Below are 23,213 nucleotides of genomic sequence, written 5' to 3'. Positions count from 1 at the left end.
CCTAGGGGTTCTCTTAGAGTCCCTGGCCAGCGCTCAGATCGGCCGGTCGGCGCCCACAGAATGTGATCAGCGAGTAGAGAAAAACCAGCGTCATGGCCGACCGATATGAGGCAGGCGCCGCCGGTCCGCCGAGCGGCCCGGGGAAGGGAGCTGAACTGTGAGCGAGGGAAAGCTCCGCGATTACTTGAAACGAGTGACGGCGGATCTCCACCGGACCGGGAAACGGCTGCGTGAGATGGAGGCCCGTGACCGCGAGCCCATCGCGATCGTGGCCATGAGCTGCCGCTACCCCGGCGGGGTGCGCTCGCCGGAGGACCTCTGGCAGCTGGTCGCCGACGGCACCGACGGCATCACGCCCTTCCCGGAGGACCGCGGCTGGAACGTGGACTCCCTCTACCACCCGGACCCCGCCAACCCGGGCACCTGCTACACCCGGGAGGGCGGCTTCCTCCACGACGCCGCCGACTTCGACCCGGACTTCTTCGCCATGTCGCCCCGCGAGGCACTGGCGACCGACCCGCAGCAGCGCCTCCTCCTCGAAACGTCCTGGGAGGCCTTCGAACGGGCCGGTCTGCGACGGCAGACCCTCAAGGGCAGCCCCACCGGCGTCTTCGTCGGCGTCATGTACAACGACTACGGCTCGCGGTTCACCGAGCCGCCCGCCGGCCTCGAAGGACATGTGGGCAACGGCAGCGCCGCGAGCATCGCTTCCGGCCGGGTCGCCTACACCTTCGGCCTCGAAGGCCCGGCGGTCACCGTCGACACGGCCTGCTCCTCCTCCCTGGTCGCCCTGCATCTGGCCTGCACCGCACTGCGCCAGGGAGAGTGCTCCCTCGCGCTCGCCGGCGGTGTGACGGTGATGTCCACCCCCGTCACCTTCCTGGAGTTCAGCCGCCAGCGCGGGCTGTCCGCCGACGGTCGCTGCAAGGCGTTCTCCGACGACTCCGACGGCACCGGCTGGGGCGAGGGCGTCGGCATGCTGCTGCTCGAACGGCTCTCCGACGCCCGCCGCAACGGCCATCGGGTCCTCGGTCTCGTGCGGGGCACCGCCGTGAACCAGGACGGGGCGAGCAGCGGGCTGACCGCCCCCAACGGACCGTCCCAGCAGCGGGTCATCCGCGCTGCGCTCACCGCCGCGGGCCTTGCTGCCTCCGACGTGGACGCCGTGGAGGCACACGGCACCGGGACCCCCCTCGGCGACCCCATCGAGGCGCAGGCGCTGCTGGCCACCTATGGCCAGGAACGGGAAGCCGGCCGCCCGCTGTGGCTCGGCACGGTGAAGTCCAACATCGGCCACACCCAGGCCGCGGCCGGGGTCGCCGGAGTCATCAAGATGGTGCAGGCGATGCAGCACGGTGTGCTGCCCCGCACCCTGCACGCCGAGCGGCCGGCCACCCGCGTCGAATGGAGCGAAGGCGACGTCCGGCTGCTCAACGACGCCGTGGACTGGCCGGACGGTGAGGACCGCCCGCGGCGCGCCGGGGTCTCGGCCTTCGGGGTCAGCGGGACGAACGCGCACGCCGTGCTCGAACAGGCCCCGCCCGCCGGAACCGCACCACAGGCCACCGGCCCCCACGCGGCGGAGCCCGGGGAGGACGAGTCCCCCGGGGAGCAGACCGCCGAGGCGCCGCGGCCCGAGGCGCCGCTTCCGGCGGTGCCCTGGGTGCTCTCCGCCCGCAGTGAACCGGCCCTCAGGGCCCAAGCGGACCAACTGCACGCCCACGTACAAGAGTTGCCCTCGACGGTCGGCGCCGCGGACATCGGTGCTTCGCTGGCCGTCACCCGTACCGCCTTCGAGGAACGCGCGGTGCTGCTGGGCGGGGACCGTGCGGAACTGCTGCAGCGCCTCGGCCGGTTCGCACAGGGCGACGACACCGCGGCCGTCCGCGGAACCGCCGGCCGTGGCAAGACGGCGTTCCTTTTCGCGGGCCAAGGAGCCCAGCGGCTCGGGATGGGCCGTGAACTCCATGAGGCGTTCCCCGTCTTCGCGGAGGCCTTCGACGAGATCTGTGCCCACCTCGACCCGGCGTCGGCGCAGCCGCTCGGGGACATCGTCTTCGGCCAGGACGCGGCAGCGCTGGACCGGACCGGCTTCACCCAGCCCGCCTTGTTCGCCTTCGAGGTGGCGCTCTTCCGGCTCATCGAATCCTGGGGCCTCGCCCCCGACTTCCTGCTGGGCCACTCCATCGGGGAACTGGCCGCCGCGCACGCCGCAGGCGTTCTCTCACTGCCGGACGCCTGCCGGCTGGTGGCCGCCCGCGGGCGCCTGATGCAGGCGCTTCCGGCCGGCGGCGCGATGTTCTCCCTCCGGGCCGCCGAGGCCGAGGTGCTGCCGCTGCTGGCCGACGCCGGTGAACGGCTCAGCATCGCCGCCGTCAACGGGCCCCGGACGACTGTCGTGGCCGGGGATGAGGAGGCGCTCGCACCACTCGTCCGGCGCTTCGAGCAGCAGGGCGGCAAGGCGAAACGACTCCGGGTGAGCCACGCCTTCCACTCTCCGCTGATGACGCCCATGCTCGCCGAATTCCGCGCTGTGGCCGCAGATCTGACGTTCCATCAGCCACGCATCCCGGTCATCTCCAACGTGACCGGAGAGCCGGCCACCGACCTGGCGACCGCCGAATACTGGGTACGGCACGTACGGGAAGCCGTACGGTTCGCGGACGGCATCCGGGCACTGGATCGGCGCGGGGTCACCCGTTTCCTCGAAATCGGCCCCGACACCACCCTCACCGCCCTGGCCCAGGGCTGCCTCGACGCGGACACCGGTCACCTTCTCGTACCCGCCCTGCGCAAGGACCGTGCCGAGCCCCACAGCGTCCTCACCGCCCTGAGCGCACTCCACACCCGCGGCGCCGGCCCCGACTGGAACCGCCTCTTCCCCGGCGCCGACCACGTCGAACTGCCCACCTACGCCTTTCAGCGCGAGCGCTACTGGCTGGCGCCCGAGGCGGCCCCGGCGCACCGCAAGGGCGAACACCCGCTGCTCCCGACCGCCATCACGCTGGCCGACCGCGGCGCCGTCGTCTGCACCGGACGCCTCGCACCCTCCGCGCACCCGTGGCTTGCCGACCGGGCGGTCGACGGCTGTGCCGTGCTCCCCACGAGCGCCTATGCCGACCTCGCGATGCACCTCGGCGCGGTCGTCGGCTGTGAGCACCTCGCCGAACTCACCGTGGACGCCCCCCTCGTCCTGCCCGAGCAGGCCGCCGTCGAGATCCAGGTGGTGCTCGGCGCCGCCGCGGAACCGAACGAACAGCGGACCCTCACGGTGCACGCCCGCCCCGCCGACCGGCGGGACGAGGAGACACCGTGGACCCGGCACGCCCACGGCGTGCTCGCCCCCGAGCCGCCGCAGCGCCCCGAACACGACCTCCGCATCTGGCCTCCCGCCGACGCCCGGCCCTTGGATCCGGACACCTTCCACGGGGCTCAGGAAAGCGGCACGTCCCCGCACGGCCTGCCGTCCGACGGGCTGCGCCGCGTATGGCGGCACGGTGACACGGTGTTCGCCGAGGCCGCGCTGCCCGAGGCGTACCGCGGCGACGCGGCCCGGTTCGCCCTGCACCCGGCCCTGCTGGACGCGGTGCTCCAGGCGCTCCCGGCCGCGGGGCACTCCGACGCCGTCGCCGTCTCCTGGCGTGACGGCGTGGTGCACGCGGTGGCTGCGGAATCGGTGCGCGCCCGCATCGCGCCCGTCGCCGACGGCGGCCTGGACATCCACCTCACCGACGAACTCGGCCAGCCCGTCGCCTCGTTCGGCTCCGTCACACCGGTCCCCGCCGCCGAGGTCGCACTGCCGCAGACACCCTCCGGCCGCGACGCTGTCTTCACCGTCGAGTGGACCGAGCTGCGCCCGCCCTCCCCGCAGCAGCCGCCCCACCGGATCGCCGTACTCGGCGAGGAGAGCCCCGGGACCGGCACGGAAGCGCCCGCGCTCCCCACCGAACTGGACGCGCTCGCCACGGCCGTGGAGCAGGGTGCCGACGCCCCCGACCTCGTCGTCGTCCCCTGGCGGACCGCGGAATCCGGCGAACCGGCCGACACCTCCCATGCCCCGGCCGGGAAGGCTCTGGAGCTGCTCCAGAGCTGGCTCGCCCGGCCGGGCCTGGCCGGCGCACGGCTGGTCTTCCTCACCCGGGGCGCTGTCGCCACCACTCCGGACGAGACCGTCACGGACCTGCCCGCCGCCGCGGTAGCGGGCCTGGTGCGCTCCGCACAGTCGGAGAACCCCGACCGGTTCCTGCTGGTGGACACCGATGGCGACGACCTGCCCGCCGCAGCGGTCAGCGCGGCAGTACGCTCCGGGGAGACGCAGCTCGCGGTCCGCGCCGAGCGCGCCCTGGCCCCTCGTCTCATCCGGCTTCCCCGGCCCTCCCGGGACACCCCGCGCACGGAATCCGCTGCCGGAGCCCGCTTCGACTCGTTCCGCACCGTTCTCGTGACCGGAGCCACCGGAACCGTGGGCGCCGCTGTGACCCGACACCTGGTGACCGGGCACGGCGTACGGCATCTGCTGCTCGTCGGCCGACGCGGTGCGGACGCGCCCGGCTCCGTACAGCTGGCCACGGAGCTTCGCGGGCTCGGCGCCCGGGTGACCCTCGCCGCCTGCGATGTCGCCGACCGCGCGGCCCTGGCCGACCTGCTGGCCACCCTCCCCGAAGCACACCCCCTGGGCGCGGTCGTGCATGCCGCCGGCGTACTCGACGACGGGGTGATCTCCTCCCTCACCCCTGAGCGGATCGCCACCGTCCTGCGCCCCAAGGCCGATGCCGCGGTCAACCTCGACCGGCTCACCCGGGACCTCGATCTGTCGGCCTTCGTGCTGTTCTCCTCGGCCGCCGCCACCTTCGGCGGCCCCGGACAGGGCAACTACGCAGCCGGCAACGCCTTCCTGGAAGCGCTTGCCCACCGGCGCCGCGCCGAGGGCCGCCCGGCCATGGCGCTCGGCTGGGGACTGTGGGCGGAGCACAGCGGGATGAGCGCCCGCCTGGACGAGACGGACCGGCGGCGGATGGACCGCGGCGGCGTCGGCACGCTGTCCACCGAGGCGGCGCTCGCCCTGTTCGACCGCTGCCTGGCCCAGGACCGGGCCGTCACGCTCCCGGTACCGCTCGACCTCGCGGCGATCCGCCGGAGCGGCCCGGCGGTCGCCCCCCTGCTCCGGGAACTCGCCGGCCGGCCCGCCAAGCGGACCGCGGCCCCGGCGGCCGGAGCAGGCACCGGCCCCGGGTTCCCGGCGGCCCAGGCACTGGCCGCCCTGGCACCGGAAGAGCGTCACGCACAGATTCTCGACCTCGTACGCACCGAGATAGCCGCCGTCCTCGGTCACAGCTCAGCGGGCCGGGTCGACACGGACCGTGCCTTCGGGGACCTCGGCCTCGACTCCCTGACCTCCCTCGAACTGCGCAATGCGCTCGGCCGCCGCACCGGACTCCGGCTGTCGGCCACCCTGGTCTTCGACCACCCCACACCCGCGGCGGTCGCCACCTACCTGCTCGCGGAACTGCTCGGCACCGGACAGGAGTTCCAGGCTTCCGGGGCCGACGCCGCGACGGCCGGTGAGCCCGTCGCGATCGTGGCCATGAGCTGCCGCTTCCCGGGCGGTATCCGGACACCGGAAGCGTTCTGGGAACTCCTGGCCGCCGGCGGCGACGCCATCGGAGAGTTCCCCGACGACCGCGGCTGGGACACGGCGGCGCTGTACGACCCCGACCCGGAGCACGAGGGGACCACATACACCCGCCGGGGCGGCTTCCTCACCGGCGCCGACCGCTTCGACGCCGGATTCTTCGGCATCTCGCCCCGCGAGGCCCTGGCCATGGACCCGCAGCAGCGGATCCTGCTGGAGGTCTGCTGGGAGGCGTTCGAGCGGGCCGGTATCGACCCGCTGTCCCTGCGCGGCAGCCGTACGGGCATCTTCGCCGGCACCAACGGTCAGGACTACACCACCGTCCTGGGCAACGCCACCGAGTCCGTGGGCGGATACCTGGGAACGGGCAACGCGGCGAGCGTGGTCTCCGGCCGGATCGCCTACTCCTTCGGCCTCGAAGGTCCGGCCGTCACCGTGGACACGGCATGCTCCTCCTCTCTCGTCGCCCTGCACTGGGCCGTCCGTGCCCTCCAGTCGGGGGAGTGCTCGCTCGCCCTGGCGGGCGGCGTGACCGTGATGTCGACCCCCGCCGCGTTCCTGGAGTTCAGCCGCCAGCGCGGGCTGTCCGCCGACGGCCGCTGCAAGGCGTTCGCCGACGGAGCCGATGGCACCGGCTGGGGCGAGGGTGCGGGCATGCTGCTGGTCGAGCGGCTGTCCGACGCCCGGCGCAACGGGCACCCGGTGCTGGCCGTCGTCCGCGGCAGCGCCATCAACTCCGACGGCGCGAGCAATGGCCTCACCGCGCCCAACGGCCCCTCCCAGCAACGGGTGATCAGGGCCGCGCTCGCCGACGCCCGGCTCACGGCCGGTGAGGTCGACGCCGTCGAAGCACATGGCACCGGCACCACCCTCGGCGACCCGATCGAGGCACAGGCCCTCCTCGCCACCTACGGCCAGGAACGCACCGAGGACCGGCCGCTCCGGCTGGGGTCGGTGAAGTCGAACATCGGGCACACCCAGGCCGCGGCCGGGGCGGCCGGAGTGATCAAAATGGTGCAGGCCATGCGCCACGGCCTGCTGCCGCAAACGCTGCACATCGACGCGCCCTCGTCCCATGTGGACTGGACGGAAGGCGCCGTGGAACTGCTGGCCGCCCCCGCCACCTGGCCCGAGCACGGCCGCCCCCGCAGAGCCGCGGTCTCCTCCTTCGGCTTCAGCGGCACCAACGCCCACCTCATCCTCGAACAGGCCACCCCGGAACCGGACGGGCCCACCGCACCCGCGGACGGCACGCAGTCGACGCCGGACACACCACCGGACACACAACAGGCCCCCAACACCACCCCGCTGCCCGTCGTCTGGCCGCTGTCCGCCCGCAGCCCCGAAGCGCTCCGCGACCTGGCCAGGGCCCTGCACACGCACGCCGAACACCACCCCGACCTGCCCGCCGCAGCCGTCGGCCACGCCCTGGCCACCACCCGCGCGTCCTTCGAGCACCGCGCGGTCGCCCACGGCACCGACCGCGTCACCCTGCTGTCCGCCCTGGAGGGGCTGGCCTCCGGCCACAAGACGGAAACCGGGGCCCACGACGGCGTGGCCCATCCCGGCGCACGCACCGCCTTCCTGCTCACCGGACAGGGCGCCCAGCGCCCCGGCATGGGCCGTGAACTGCACCGCACCTTCCCGGTGTTCGCCCACGCCCTCGACGAGATCTGCGCACACTTCGCCGAGCATCTCGACCGCCCGCTGCGCGACGTCATGTTCCACGACACCGACGGACTGCTCCACCGGACCGAATACACCCAGCCCGCACTGTTCGCCATGGAGACCGCGCTCCACCGCCTCACCGAGAGCGCCGGCCTGCGCGCCGACTATCTGCTGGGCCACTCCATCGGCGAGGTGACCGCCGCGCAGATCGCCGGGGTGTTCTCCCTGGCCGACGCCTGTGCCCTTGTCGCCGCCCGCGGCCGGCTCATGCAGGCACTCCCGGAGAACGGGGCCATGGTCGCGCTCCAGGCGACGGAGGCCGAGGTGCTGCCGCTGCTCGACGGGCTCGACCAGCAGGTGTGTCTCGCCGCGGTCAACGGCCCCGACTCCGTCGTGCTCTCCGGTGACCGTCCCGCCGTGACCCGGCTCGCCGAACGGCTCGCCGCCGACGGCCGCAGGACCAAGCAGCTCCAGGTCAGCCATGCGTTCCACTCACCGCACATGGACCCGATGCTGGCCGAGTTCCGCACCGTCGCCGAGACGCTCACCTATCACCCGCCGCGCCTCCCCGTCGTGTCCAACCTGACCGGCGAGGTCGCCACCGAACTGGACCGCCCCGACTACTGGGTGCGTCAGGTCCGGCAGGCCGTCCGGTTCCACGACGGCGTCCGCGGGCTCGCGGAGCAGGGCGTACAGCGCTTTGTCGAACTCGGCCCCGACGGCACCCTCTCCGCCATGGCAGCCGGCTGCCTGCCCCCGGGCTCCACCGGCACGGCGGTCATCCCGCTCCTCCGCGACCGGACAGCCGAGTCCCGCTCGCTGCTCGACGGCCTCGCCCGTGCCCATGTCCACGGCGCGGACCTCGACTGGTCCGCCGTCGCCAACGCCCACCCGGGCCGTGCGGCCGTCGGCGACCTGCCTACGTACCCCTTCCAGCGCCAGCGCTACTGGCCGACTCCCCGCCCCCTCGCCACCGTGGGAATCGGCCCGGCCGACCACCCACTGCTGAGCGCTGCCGTCGAACTCGCCGACGGCAGCCACCTGTTCACCGGCCGGCTCTCGGTATCGGACCAGCCGTGGCTCGCCGACCACGCGCTCGGGGGCACCGCGGTCGTCCCCGGTACGGCCTTCGTGGAACTCGCCGTTCTGGCCGGCGACCGGGCAGGCTGCCCCCGGGTGGCGGACCTGACCCTGGTCAGCCCGCTCGTCCTGCCCGAGGAGGACGCGGTGGACCTCCAGGCGGTCCTCGGCGCCGACGACGGGCACGCCGACGACGGGCAGGGCCACCGGCCGTTCACCGTCCATGCGCGCCGTGCCGACCCGGCTCCCGGCGAGCCCTGGACACTGCACGCCACCGGCACCCTCACCGCCGTCCACCCGGAGCCCACGGCACCCACCCCGTCGGCATGGCCGCCGCCCGGCTCCGAGCCGCTGCCGGTCGAGGACATCTATGAGCAGCTGAGCGCGGGCGGGTTCGGCTACGGACCACTCTTCCAAGGACTGCACGCCGCCTGGCGCGACGGCGACCAGGTACACGCCGAAGTGACCCTGCCCCGGATGGCACACCAGGACGCGGACCGCTTCGCCCTGCACCCGGCGCTGCTCGATGCTGCCCTGCACGCGACTGCATACCTGCCGACGGGGGACACCGACAGCGGACGACTGCCCTTCTCCTGGCGTGGAGTGCAGATCCACGCCACCGGGGCGACGCAGCTGCGGGTCCGCCTCGACCTGTCCGCACCCGACACCGTGTCCCTCACCCTTGCCGACGCCGACGGCCGGCCCGTCGCCGACATCGAGGCGCTGACGCTGCGCGAGTTCTCCACCGACCGGGTAGCGCTCTCCGCACGGTCCTCCGGCCCCCTCTACCACCTCGACTGGCCCGTGGCTCCCGTGGCCCCCGTGTCCGCGACACCCCCCGAGGAGCCGGCCCGCCTCCTCGTTCTGGACAGTGCGCACCTCGCCGCCGGTCTGGCCGACGCGGGCCTGCCCCTCGCCCGGCTGACCAGCCCCGACGGCCTCCAAGAGGCGTGCGGCACCACCCTCGTGGAACTCCCCGCCGTCGAACCGCACGAGGCGGCGACCGGCGCACTGGCACTGGTCCAGGCCTGGCTGGCGGAAGCACCTGCCGCGGCCCGGCTCGCTTTCGTCACCCGGGGAGCCGTCGATGCCCCCGGCACCACCCGCCACGATGCGGCGGCCGCCCCGATCTGGGGCCTGGTGCGCTCGGCGCAGTCCGAGCACCCCGGCCGGTTCGTCCTCGCCGACCTCGACGGCCAGGACACCTCCTACGCCGCGCTGCCCGCGGCGCTGGCCGCGAACGAGCCCCAATTCGCCCTCCGCGGGGGCACCGTGCACCTGCCGAAGGTCGCCCCGGTCCACGACGGCACTGCACTGCGCGAACCCACCGACGGCACCTGCTGGCGGCTCGGCATGACCGGCAAGGGCACCCTCGACCACCTTGCCCTGCTGCCCCACGACGACGCCGCGCGCCCGCTGGAACAAGGCGAAGTGCGTCTCGCGGTGCGGGCGGCCGGGGTGAACTTCCGTGATGTGCTGAATGTTCTCGGTATGTACCCCGGCGATGCGGGAGCCTTCGGCCTTGAGGGTGCGGGGGTGGTCATGGAGACGGGCCCGGGTGTGACCGGTCTTGTTCCGGGTGATCGGGTGATGGGGTTGTTCCCGTATGCGTTCGGTCCGGTGGCGGTGGCTGATGAGCGCATGGTGATCCGGGTTCCGGAGGGTTGGTCGTTCGCGCAGGCGGCGTCGGTTCCGGTGGTGTTCCTGACGGCGTATTACGCGCTGGTGGAGCTGGGCGAGGTGCAGGCGGGTGAGTCGGTGCTCGTGCACTCTGCCGCGGGTGGTGTGGGGATGGCTGCGGTGCAGTTGGCGCGGCATCTGGGTGCGGAGGTGTTCGGGACGGCGAGTCCGGGGAAGTGGGGGACGCTGCGCAGTTCGGGTCTGGACGAGGCGCATATCGCGTCCTCGCGTGATCTGGACTTCGAGGGGGCGTTCCTGGCGGAGACTGCGGGCCGGGGTGTGGATGTGGTGCTGGATTCCCTGGCGCGGGAGTTCGTGGATGCCTCGCTGCGGTTGCTGCCGCGGGGCGGTCGCTTCCTGGAGATGGGCAAGACCGACATCCGTGAACCCGCACAGGTGGCTGCCGCGCACGAGGGTGTGCAGTATCAGGCGTTCGATCTGATCGAGGCGGGCCCGGACCGGATCAGGGAGATGTTTGCGCAGGTCCGTGCGCTGTTCGACGAGGGTGTGCTGGAGCCGTTGCCGGTGACGGCGTGGGATGTGCGCAAGGCTCCGGAGGCGTTCCGGTATCTGAGCCAGGCCCGGCATGTCGGCAAGGTCGTGCTGACCGTGCCGGTTCCCCTCGATCCGCAGGGCACGGTCCTGGTCACGGGTGGTACGGGTGGTCTGGGCGCACTGGTGGCCCGGCATCTGGCCGCCGAGCACGGCATCCGCCACCTCCTGCTGGCCAGCCGGCGCGGAGAGCAGGCACCTGGTGTGGACGCACTGCGCGACGAACTCGCCGCCCTCGGCGCCGAGGTCACCGTCGCCGCGTGCGACAGCGCCGACCGCGAGGCACTGCGCACACTGCTGGACTCCGTGCCGAAGGAGCACCCGCTCACCGCGGTCGTGCACACGGCCGGTGTGCTGGACGACGGCATGCTGTCCTCGCTGACGCCGGAGCGACTGGACAAGGTACTCGCGCCGAAGGCGGACGCGCTGATGCTCCTGGACGAACTGACCCGGGACGAGGACCTGGCCGCGTTCCTCATCTTCTCCTCGACGGCCGGCGTCTTCGGCGCTCCCGGCCAGGCCAACTACGCCGCCGCCAACGCCTTCTGCGACACCTTCGCCGCCGAGCGCCGGGCCGCCGGGCTGCCCGCCACCTCGCTCGCCTGGGGACCGTGGTCCCGGACGACGGGCATGACCAGCGGACTCACCGAAGCCGATCGGCAACGCATGGCACGCGCGGGACTGCCCGCCCTGCCCCCCGACCGCGGACTCGCCCTCTACGACGCGGCACTCGGCCGGCCCGAGGCGGCCCTGCTGCCGATGCTGGTCGATCCCCGTGCCCTGGCCTCGGGCGGGCCCGTCCCACCGCTGCTGAGCGGACTGCTGCCGACCACGCCCCGCCGGACGGCGGCCGCGGACCCGGCGGGACCGGCCGGAGCGGACTCGGCCGAGACACTGACCCGTACGCTCGCCACGCTGAACCGCGACGAGGCACACCATGCCGTGCTCGACGTGGTGTGCACCCAGATCGCCGCCGTACTCGGCCATGCCTCCGCGGCCGAGGTCGGTGACCAGCAGTCGTTCAGGGATCTCGGTTTTGACTCGCTGACCGCAGTGGAGCTGCGCAACCGGCTCGGCACCGCGACCGGAGCACTGCTGCCCGCCACCCTCGTCTTCGACCACCCCACGCCGCTGGCCCTCGCCGAACATCTCTGCACGACACTCGTCCCCGGTCTGCCCGTGGGGGAAGCCCCCGACCCGGAGGACGAAGCAGGGGTACGGCAGGCGCTGGCCGCCATCCCCCTCGAACGCCTGCGGGCGGCCGGGCTCCTCGATGCTCTGCTGGCACTGGCGGAGCCAGCGACCGCGCATGCGGACCGCGAACTCGGGGCCGACGCCGCTCCCGCCGCCATCGAAAGCATGGAAGTCGACGACCTGGTGCGCCTCGCCTTCGGCGAAGCCGACGGCTGAGCACCGTCGTCCTGACGAAGCCGACGGCTGAGCAGCACCGCCGTCCTGACGAAGCCACACCCGACGAAGCCGGAATGATGGAGAGCTGACACATGGCCACGTCCGCGGATCAGATCGTCGAAGCCCTCCGGGCCTCGCTGCGGGAGAACGACCGGCTGCGCAAGCAGAACCAGCAACTGGTCGATGCAGCGGGGGAACCCCTCGCCATCGTCGCCATGAGCTGTCGCTTCCCCGGAGATGTGCAGACACCCGAGGAGTACTGGCAGCTGCTTGCCGGGGGCGTCGACGCGCTGTCGGAGTTCCCCACCGACCGGGGCTGGGACCCGAGCGCCCTCGATGGGGCGACCACCCGCGGCGGCTTCGTCCACACCGCTGACGCCTTCGATCCGCAGTTCTTCGGGATGAGCCCGCGCGAGGCACTGGCCACCGACCCGCAGCAGCGGCTGCTCCTGGAGGTGTCCTGGGAGGCACTGGAAAGGGCGGGGATCGACCCGAAGACGCTGCGCGGCAGCAGGACAGCGGTCTTCGCCGGATGCAGCAATCAGGAGTACGGCTCCGGCCTGCGCGGCAACATCCCCGAGGGCGTCGAGGGGCACATCCTCACCGGCACCACGGGCAGCGTCGTCTCGGGCCGGGTCGCCTACGCTCTGGGCCTCGAAGGCCCCGCCGTCACCGTGGACACCGCCTGCTCCTCCTCGCTGGTCACCCTGCACCTCGCCGCGCAGTCCCTCCGGTCCGGCGAATGCGATCTCGCCCTTGCGGGCGGCGTCGCGATCATGTCCACCCCCGCCGCCTTCGTCGAGTTCGGCCGGCAGGGTGCACTCGCCCGTGACGGCCGGTGCAAGCCGTTCTCCGACGACGCCGACGGAACGGGCTGGGGCGAAGGCGCCGGGATGCTGCTCGTCGAACGGCTCTCCGACGCCCGGCGCAACGGCCATCCCGTGCTGGCCCTGGTACGCGGCAGCGCCCTCAACCAGGACGGCGCTTCCAACGGCCTCACCGCCCCCAACGGGCCCGCTCAGCAACGGGTGATCCGCTCTGCACTCGCCGGCGCCGGGCTGTCCGCCGCCGACGTGGACGCCGTCGAGGCACATGGCACCGGTACGACGCTGGGCGACCCGATCGAGGCACAGGCGCTGCTGGCCGCCTACGGCCAGGACCGCCCGGCCGACCGGCCGTTGTGGCTGGGTTCGGTGAAGTCCAACATCGGTCACACCCAGGCGGCCGCCGGCGTGGCAGGCGTGATCAAGATGGTGCTCGCCCTGCGGCACGGCGTCCTGCCGCAGAGCCTGCACACCACCCGGCCGTCCACTCACGTGGACTGGTCGGCGGGCCGCGTCCGGCTGCTGACCGAGCCCGTGGCCTGGCCGGACGGCGCACGGCCGCGCCGCGCCGCCGTCTCCTCGTTCAGTATCAGTGGCACCAACGCCCACACCATCCTGGAACAGGCCCCGCAGGACCGCGAACAGGCCGCGGTAGACCGGGAGCAGACCCCGCAGGACCGCGAGCAGATCCCGGAAGACCGGGAACAGGCCCCGCAGGACCGCGAGCAGACCCCGGAAGACCGGGAACAGGCCACTGAAGCCGCCGCGTCCCACCGCCCCCCAGCACGCCTCCCGCACATCCCGTGGGTGCTCTCCGCCCGCAGTGCGGACGCGCTACGGGCACAAGCCGGCCGGCTGCTGGCGCACCTGGACACCCACACCGACGTGGACCCGCACGATCTGGCCTACTCCCTCGCCACCAGCCGGTCGGCCTTCGAACACCGCGCGGTGGTCCTCGGCACGGACCTGGCCGAGCTGCGGAGCCGGCTGACCGCACTGGCCGAGGACGGCCCTGCCGCCGCAGAGGTGGTCACCGGCTCACCCGTACGCGGCAAGACCGCGTTCCTGTTCACCGGCCAGGGCGCACAGCGCCTCGGCATGGGCCGTGAGCTGTACGAGGCGTTCCCCGCCTTCAAGGACGCCTTCGACACCGTCTGCGCGCACCTCGACACAGAACTCGACCGGCCGCTGCGCGCCACCGTCTTCGGCGACGACGCGGCTGCGCTGGACCGGACCGGCCAGACCCAGCCTGCGCTCTTCGCCTTCGAAGTGGCCCTCTTCCGGCTCCTCACCTCGTGGGGTGTCAAGCCCGACTTCCTGATGGGCCACTCGATCGGCGAACTCGCGGCCGCGCACACCGCCGCAGTGCTGTCCCTTGAGGACGCCTGCCGACTGGTGGCGGCCCGCGGACGGCTGATGCAGTCCCTCCCGCCCGGCGGCGCCATGGCCTCCCTCCAGGCAGCCGAGGCCGAGGTGCTGCCGCTGCTGGCCGCCACCGGTGACCGAGTGAGCATCGCGGCGGTCAACGGCCCCGAAGCCACCGTCATCGCAGGCGACGAAGCAACCGTGGACACCATCGCCGACCACTTCCGGGACCTGCGGCGCAAGGTCTCCCGACTGCGGGTCAGCCATGCCTTCCACTCACCGCTCATGGACCCCATGCTGGAAGAGCTGCGGGCCACGGCCCGCGACCTGACCTACCAGCAGCCGCAGATCCCCCTCGTCTCCAATGTCACCGGCCGCCTCGCCACGCCCGACGAACTGTGCAGCCCCGACTACTGGGTGCGCCACGCCCGCCAGAGCGTACGCTTCGCCGACGGCGTGGGCGCCCTCGCCGAGCGCCACGTCACCCGGCTCGTCGAACTCGGCCCCGACGGCACCCTGACCGCGATGGCCGCGGCCTGTCTGCCCGACGGCGACCGGCTGCTGACCCCCCTCCTCCGCAAGGACACCCCCGAGGCCGCCAGCCTGCTCACCGCGATCGGCAGGCTGCACGCCTCCGGTGCCCCCCTCGACTGGGCCGCCCTGCTGCCCGGCGCGCGCCGGGTCGACCTGCCCACCTACGCCTTTCAACGCACCCGCTACTGGCTCAACGCCACGGCCCCCGAGGACGCCCCCGCCAGCCGGCCGGCCGACTCCGCTTTCTGGACCGCCGTCGAGCAGCAGAACCTGCCGGAACTCGCCGACAGCCTCCGCCTCGAACACTCCCTCCTCGAACCGGTCGTCCCCGCACTCGCGGCGTTCCACCGCGACCGGCAACAGCACTCCACCGCCCGGTCCTGGCGGTACGCAGAGCAGTGGGAGCCGGTCACCCACCGCCCCGCCGCGACCGCACCGGCCCACTGGCTGCTCGTCGTCCCCGCCACGGACCCGGAGCACCATGAGCCCGTCGCCGACGCCCTCACCACTGCGCTGGCCGGGCGCGGCACGACCGTCACCACCGTGAGCCTGCCGCCGAACGCCGGCCCCGACCACATCGCGCAACGGATCGAGGAGACTCGCCTCCAGGACAGCGGCCCGGACGAGATCAACGTCCTCTCCCTCCTCGGTCTCGGCACCGTCCGCGACCCCCACCACCCCGAGGCCCCCGCCGCCCTCGTCCTGACCGGTGCGCTCGTCCAGGCGCTCCTCCGCGCCGACGCCCCCGTCCGGTTGTGGACCGCAACCCGGGGCGCCGTCAGCACCGGCCGCTCCGACCGGCTCAGCGCCCCTTCGCAGGCCACCCTCTGGGGCCTCGGCCGTACCGCGGCCATCGAACACCTCGACCACTGGACCGGCCTCGTCGACCTGCCGGAACATCTCGACGACCGCGCCCTGGACCGGCTGTGTGCGGTGCTCGACACCCCCGGCCACGACAGCGAGAACGGCAATGAGTTCGCCATCCGTGCCTCCGGCCTGTTCGCCCGCAGGCTGATCCGGACCGCCCGCCCAGAACAACCCCGCGGGTCCGCCTGGGCCCCGTCCGGCACCACCCTGATCACCGGAGGCACCGGCACCCTCGGCTCCGCCCTCGCCCGCCAACTGGCCCAGGAAGGCGCCGAACATCTGCTGCTCATCAGCAGGCGAGGACCCGACGCCCCAGGAGCCCAGGACCTCGTCGCCGACCTCGCCGCCCACGGCACCCGGGCCACGCTCGCCGCCTGCGACCCCGCCGACCGCGAAGCGCTGGCGCAGCTTCTCGCCTCCGTCCCCGAAGACCAGCCGCTGACCAGCGTCTTCCACACCGCCGGCGTCCTCGACGACGGCACGCTCGTCAGCATGGACGCCGAACGGTTCGCCACCGTGCTCCGCCCCAAGACCGAGGCCGCGGTCAACCTCCACGAGCTGACCCGCGCACACGACCTGACCGCGTTTGTGCTGTTCTCCTCCATCGCCGGCGCTCTTGGCGCAGCCGGCCAGGCGAACTACGCGGCGGCCAACGCGTGCCTGGACGCACTTGCCCAGCAGCGGCGCGGTGAGGGTCTGCCGGCGACCAGCATCGCCTGGGGCCCCTGGGCACACGAAGGGATGGCCGCCGACCCCGCCCTGCGTGCCAAACTCAGCCGGGCGGGCCTGCCGCCCATGGAGCCGGACACCGCGCTCGTCGCCTTGCACCAGACACTCCGCAACGACGAGACACACCTCGTCATCGCCGATATCGACTGGACCCGGTTCCCCGCGGGCCGCAGCGCGCTCTTCAGCAAGCTGCCCGAAGCAGCCGCCCAAAATTCCGGCCAGGACGCCGGGCCCGAGGGCGTCCGCAGCCTCCTCGCACCCCTGCGTACCCCGGCTGAACAGGAACATCACCTGCTCCGCCTGGTGCGGCAGACCACCGCCACCGTGCTGGGCTACCCGGGCCCCGAATCCGTCGAGGCCGCACGGACCTTCCAGGAACTCGGCATCGATTCCCTCACTGCGGTCGACCTGCGCAACACCCTGTCCGCGACGGTCGCACTGCCGATGTCCCCGACGCTCGTCTTCGACCATCCGACGCCGCTGGCACTCGCGCGTCATCTGCGAGCCGAACTGCTGGGGGACCTCGGGGAGCAGCACACGGCCGCACTCGCGCCCCCCGTACAGGACGACGGGGAGCCGATCGCCATTGTGGGAATGGGCTGCCGATACCCCGGCGACATACGGTCACCCGACGACCTCTGGAAGCTGATCGTCGACGGCGGCGACGCCATCACGCCCTTCCCCGAGGACCGTGGCTGGAAGACCGACGTCTTCTACGACCCCAACTCCGGCTGCCCGGGCACCAGTTATGTGCACGAGGGTGGATTCGTCCGGAGCGCCGGCGATTTCGACCCCGGATTCTTCGGCATCTCGCCACGCGAGGCACTGGCCATGGACCCCCAGCAGCGGATGTTGCTGGAGGTCTCCTGGGAGGCCGTCGAACAGGCCGGAATCGCTCCGATGTCACTACGAGGCAGCCGCAGCGGTCTCTTCATGGGCTGCGGCTACCAGGGCTACGGGTCAGGTGACGGCGATATGCCCGACGACCTCCGGGGCCACTTGCTCACGGGAAGCTCCGGCGCTGTGGTCTCGGGCCGCGTGGCGTATGCGCTGGGTCTTGAGGGCCCCGCGGTGACGGTGGACACGGCGTGCTCGTCCTCGCTGGTCTCCTTGCACCTGGCGGTCCAGTCCCTGAGCTCGGGCGACTGCGACCTCGCCCTCGCCGGCGGTGTCACCGTGATGTCGACTCCGGGGGCGTTCATCGAGTTCAGCAGGCAGCGCGGCCTCGCCGCGGACGCTCGCTGCAAGGCGTTCGCGGAGGCCGCGGACGGCACCAGTTGGGGTGAAGGCGCCGGCGTCCTGGTGGTGGAGCGACTCTCGGATGCCCGCCGGAACGGCCACCGGGTGCTGGCCGTGGTGCGTGGCAGTGCGGTGAACCAGGACGGTGCGTCAAACGGTCTGACCGCGCCGAACGGCCCCTCCCAGCAGCGGGTGATCCGACAGGCGTTGGCCGGCGCGGGTCTTTCGGCTTCGGACGTGGATGCGGTCGAGGGGCATGGCACCGGTACGTCGCTCGGCGACCCGATCGAGGCACAGGCCCTGATCGCGACGTACGGTCAGGACCGCGACGAGGACCGGCCGTTGTGGCTGGGCTCGGTGAAGTCGAACATCGGGCACACCCAAGTGGCAGCCGGCGTGGCCGGAGTCATCAAGATGGTGCTGGCCCTCCAGCACGGCGTTCTGCCACGGACGTTGTACGCGGATGAGCCGTCCTCGCATGTGGACTGGTCGGCGGGCAGAGTACGGCTGCTGACCGAGGACGTGGCATGGCCGGAGGGCGACCGGCCGCGTCGGGCAGGTGTGTCGTCCTTCGGTGTGAGCGGTACCAACGCCCATGTGGTGGTCGAACAGCCCCCGGTGGGCGAACCGCAGGATGCCCCCTCTCAGGTGTCCGGACCGGCCCTCGTGCCCTGGGTACTGTCCGGACGCAGCAAGGCGGCACTGAGGGCGCAGGCCGAGCGGTTGTCGGCGCATCTGAACGCCCGGCCCGAACTGGGCCCGCGGGACGTGGGACGGTCGCTGGCCACCACCCGATCGGCGTTCGAACACCGAGCCGTCGTGCTCGGCGAGGACCGGGAATCGCTGCTCGACGGCTTGAACGCGCTCGGCCGGGGCGAACCGCAGGGGAACATCCCCAAGGGCATGGCCACATCCGAAGGCGCCCTGGCTTTCCTGTTCACGGGGCAGGGTGCGCAGCGGCTGGGGATGGGCCGGGAGTTGTACGAGGCCTTCCCGGTTTTCGCGGACGCTTTTGATGAGGCGTGCGCGTACTTCGATGGTGAGTTGGCAACCCCGCTGCGGGATGTGGTGTTCGGTGCGGGTGCGGGTGCGGGTGCGGATGTGGAGAGGCTGAACCTGACGGGTTTCACTCAGTCGGCGTTGTTTGCGGTTGAGGTGGCGTTGTTCCGGTTGGTGGAGTCGTTCGGTGTCCGGCCGGACTACTTGGTGGGCCACTCCGTTGGTGAGTTGGTGGCGGCGCATGTGGCGGGTGTGTTCTCGCTGGAGGACGTGTGTCGTGTGGTGGCGGCGCGTGGACGGTTGATGCAGGCGTTGCCGGCGGGTGGGGCGATGGTGTCGCTCCAGGCGTCGGAATCCGAGGTGTTGCCGCTGCTGGACGGGCTTGAGCAGCGGGTGAGTATTGCCGCGGTGAACGGCCCGCACTCGTGCGTGGTAGCCGGTGAGGAGTCCGCGGTCACGGAGGTCGCTGGGCGTTTCGAGTCCGAGGGTCGGAAGGTGAAGCGGCTGCGGGTGAGCCATGCCTTCCATTCGCCGCTGATGGAGCCGATGCTCGACGAGTTCCGTGCCGTCGCGGAGAGCGTGGCGTATGCGGAGCCCCGTATCCCCGTGGTCTCCAACGTGACCGGAGAGCTCGCCACGGCGGAGAACCTGACCTCCCCCGACTACTGGGTGCGGCATGTCCGTGACGCCGTCCGGTTCGCCGACGGTATCCGGTGGTTGCAGGAGCATGAGGTGACCCGGTTCCTGGAGATCGGACCGGACGGCACCCTGACCGCCATGGCACAGGACTGCCTGACCGGATCCGACCACCTCCTCGTGCCCGCCCTGCGCAAGGACCGGCCCGAGGCGACCGGTCTCCTCACCGCCCTCGGCCACGCCTACGCCCACGGTGTCGCGGTCCAGTGGGCCACACTCTTCGCCGACACCAGCGCCCCCCACGTCGATCTGCCGACCTACGCCTTCCAGCACCAGCGTTACTGGCTCAGGCTCGCCCACACCGATGCCACAAATCTCGGATCGGCCGGACTGCAAGCTGCCGAGCACCCACTGCTCGCAGCCACCATGACGCTCGCCGATTCCCACACCGTCGTCTTCACCGGCCAGCTCTCCGTGCAGAACCACCCGTGGCTGAGGGACCACGTCATCGAGGGGACAACTCTCGTGCCCGGCACGGCCTTCCTGGAACTCGCGCTCCGCGCTGCGGGCCAGGCCGGTTGCGACCACATCGAGTCGCTGGCCCTCGAAGCCCCCTTGGTGCTCCGGGCGCAGGAAACCGTCCAGCTGCAAATGCGCATTCAGGAGCCGGACCTCCACGGCGCCCGCGCACTCACCATCCACTCCTGCCGTATCGGGAGCACCGGTGTCGAGGAAGAACCCTGGATCCGGCACGCCACGGGTCTGCTCGGAGCGGGCGGTCACCAGGAGACCTTCGACTTTGCCGTCTGGCCTCCGGAAGGAGCGCAGCCTGTCCCCATGGACGGCCTGTACGAGGCGTTCGCCGACGCCGGGGTCGAATACGGTCCTGCCTTCCGCGGCCTGCGAGCCGTATGGCGGCGCGACGCCGACCTCTTCGCCTCGGTGGAGATCCCCGAAGCTGCCGAGGCATCATCATTCGGCCTGCACCCCGTGTTGCTGGACACCGTCCTTCACGCGCTGGCGCTCGAACCGGACGGGGATTCCGTACGCGGACAGCTGCCGCTTTCCTGGCAGGGCGTGAAGCTGTATGCCGCAGGGGCCACCGTGCTCCGGGCACGCATTTCCGCGTGTGCGGACGGCGGCGTTTCGCTGCAGCTGGCGGATGCTGTAGGACAGCCGGTGGCGGAAATCGATTCCCTCACCCGCCGTCCGATGTCCGCCGAGATGTTCAGCCGTCCCTGGCAAGGCACTGCCCACTCCGACGCGCTGTACCGGGTCGACTGGGTTCCGGTGCCCGAGACGACCGCAGAAGCCGTTGAGTTCGTTGATCTCCCTGACCTCGACTCTGCACCCGTCGAAGACCTTCCCCCATACATCGTGCTGCGGCTCGACGGAGCTACCGAAGAAGCCGCCGGATCTCCTGCGGCCGCACGGGCCGCAACATACCGGGCGCTGTCCTGCATACAGCAATGGACGGACTCCGAGCGCTACTCCGCCGCACGACTCGTGGTGGTGACGCGGAACGCCGTCCCGGCGGAGCTGCCACAGCCAGAGCCCGCGCAAGCCATGGTCTGGGGCCTCGTCCGAGCCGCACGCCTGGAACACCCGGATCGCTTCGTCCTTGTGGACGTGGACGGGACAGAAGCCTCACTGGCGGCACTGCCGACCGCCCTTGCCACCGGAGAACTCGAACTCGCCCTGCGGACGGGCACGGCCTATCGGCCGAGGCTGAGTTCGAACATCCGGCGGGACGAACTGCCGATGCCGGACGGGTCGCAGGACACGTGGTGTCTCGACAACCCCGACGAGCGTGGGTCGGAGAGCTTGCGCCTGGTGGAGCGCCCCGAGGCGAAGGGTGAATTGGGAGCCGGCCAGGTACGTCTCGCGGTGCGGGCGGCCGGGGTGAACTTCCGTGATGTGCTGAATGTTCTCGGTATGTACCCCGGCGATGCGGGAGCCTTCGGCCTTGAGGGTGCGGGGGTGGTCATGGAGACGGGCCCGGGTGTGACCGGGTTTGTTCCGGGTGATCGGGTGATGGGGTTGTTCCCGTATGCGTTCGGTCCGGTGGCGGTGGCTGATGAGCGCATGGTGATCCGGGTTCCGGAGGGTTGGTCGTTCGCGCAGGCGGCGTCGGTTCCGGTGGTGTTCCTGACGGCGTATTACGCGCTGGTGGAGCTGGGCGACGTGCAGGCGGGTGAGTCGGTGCTCGTGCACTCTGCCGCGGGTGGTGTGGGCATGGCCGCGGTGCAGTTGGCGCGGCATCTGGGTGCGGAGGTGTTCGGGACGGCGAGTCCGGGGAAGTGGGAGACGCTGCGCAGGTCGGGTCTGGACGAGGCGCATATCGCGTCCTCGCGTGATCTGGACTTCGAGCGGGCGTTCCTGGCGGAGACTGCGGGCCGGGGTGTGGATGTGGTGCTGGATTCCCTGGCGCGGGAGTTCGTGGATGCCTCGCTGCGGTTGCTGCCGCGGGGCGGTCGCTTCCTGGAGATGGGCAAGACCGATGTCCGGGATGCGCAGGAGGTCGCGGCCGCGCATGCGGATGTCAGGTATCGGGCGTTCGACCTGTGGGAGGCCGGTCCTGAGCGGATCGGGGAGATGCTGGCTGCGCTCCTCGACCTCTTCGAGCGGGGTGTGCTGGAGCCGTTGCCGGTGACGGCGTGGGATGTGCGCAAGGCTCCGGAGGCGTTCCGGTATCTGAGCCAGGCCCGGCATGTCGGCAAGGTCGTGCTGACGATGCCGGTTCCCCTCGATCCGCAGGGCACGGTCCTGGTCACGGGTGGTACGGGTGGTCTGGGGGCGCTGGTGGCCCGGCATCTGGCCGCCGAGCACGGCATCCGCCACCTCCTGCTGGCCAGCCGGCGCGGAGAGCAGGCACCTGGTGTGGACGCGCTGCGCGAGGAACTGGCGGCTCTCGGCGCCGAGGTCACCGTCGCCGCCTGCGACAGCGCCGACCGCGAGGCACTGCGCGGGCTCCTGGACTCCGTGCCGAAGGAGCACCCGCTCACCGCGGTCGTGCACACGGCCGGTGTGCTGGACGACGGCATGCTGTCCTCGCTGACGCCGGAGCGACTGGACAAGGTACTCGCGCCGAAGGCGGACGCGCTGATGCTCCTGGACGAACTGACCCAGGACGAGGACCTGGCGGAGTTTGTGGTGTTCTCGTCCGTGGCGGGAACGCTTGGCAGCGCCGGGCAGGCCAACTATGCGGCGGCGAATGCGTTTGTGGATGCTTTTGCCTGCCGGCGTAGCGGGTCCGGTTTGCCGACGAAGTCATTGGCGTGGGGGGTGTGGGCTCCGGACGCGGGTATGACGGGCGAATTGAGCGAAGCCGACCTGCAGCGTATGGCACGCGGCGGGATCACGCCGTTCACCGAGGAGCGGGGTGTGGAAGCATTCGACGCCGCTCGGCAGACCGCAGTACCTGTGGTCATCCCGGTTCAGCTGAATCACACCATGTTGCGAGGGCTGCATTCTGCGGACGCCCTTCCTCCTCCGCTGCGAGGCCTTCTGGGGACAAGTGCTCGGCGTACGGCTGCCTCCTCCCCGGCTGAAAAGAACCCGTCGGACGCCCTGCGGACCCAGCTTTCCTCCTTGTCGCAGGACGAGCGGCAAGCAGCGCTCCTGGAACTCGTCTGCACGCAAGCGGCGCTGGTCCTTGGCCACCCGGGTCCCGAGCTGATCGAGCCCACACGCGATTTCCGGGGACTCGGCATCGACTCACTCACTGCCGTGGAATTGCGGAACCATCTGAATGCGGCCACCGGACTGCAGCTGCCCGCCACTCTCGTCTTCGACCATCCGTCCCCGCTGGTGGTGGCTCGCCACTTGGCAGCTGAATTGTCCGGCTGGGGTGAGACGACTGAGGCGGGGACCGTGGCTCCGGCAGCCATGGCGTTGTCGGATGAGCCGGTGGCGATTGTGGCGATGAGTTGTCGGTTCCCGGGTGGGGTGGGGTCGCCGGAGGAGTTGTGGGGGTTGTTGGTTGAGGGTGGGGATGG

General features: G+C 71.8%; 2 protein-coding genes. Both read left to right on the top strand.

What is annotated here, in order from left to right:
• The first annotated feature begins 157 nt into the window (after positions 1–157).
• Positions 158–12,022 carry an SDR family NAD(P)-dependent oxidoreductase gene (locus AB0C46_RS14500; RefSeq protein WP_362828144.1) on the top strand — a complete coding sequence of 3,955 codons (11,865 nt, stop codon included), beginning with the start codon at positions 158–160 and terminating at the stop codon, positions 12,020–12,022.
• A gap of 92 nt (positions 12,023–12,114) precedes the next feature.
• On the top strand, positions 12,115–23,213 hold an 11,099-nt coding region (locus AB0C46_RS14495; protein WP_362828143.1), incomplete at its 3' end, for a type I polyketide synthase.

The organism is Streptomyces sp. NPDC048637 (assembly GCF_040650675.1).
Classification (GTDB): domain Bacteria; phylum Actinomycetota; class Actinomycetes; order Streptomycetales; family Streptomycetaceae; genus Streptomyces.
This window is presented reverse-complemented; position numbering and strand designations above follow the sequence as displayed.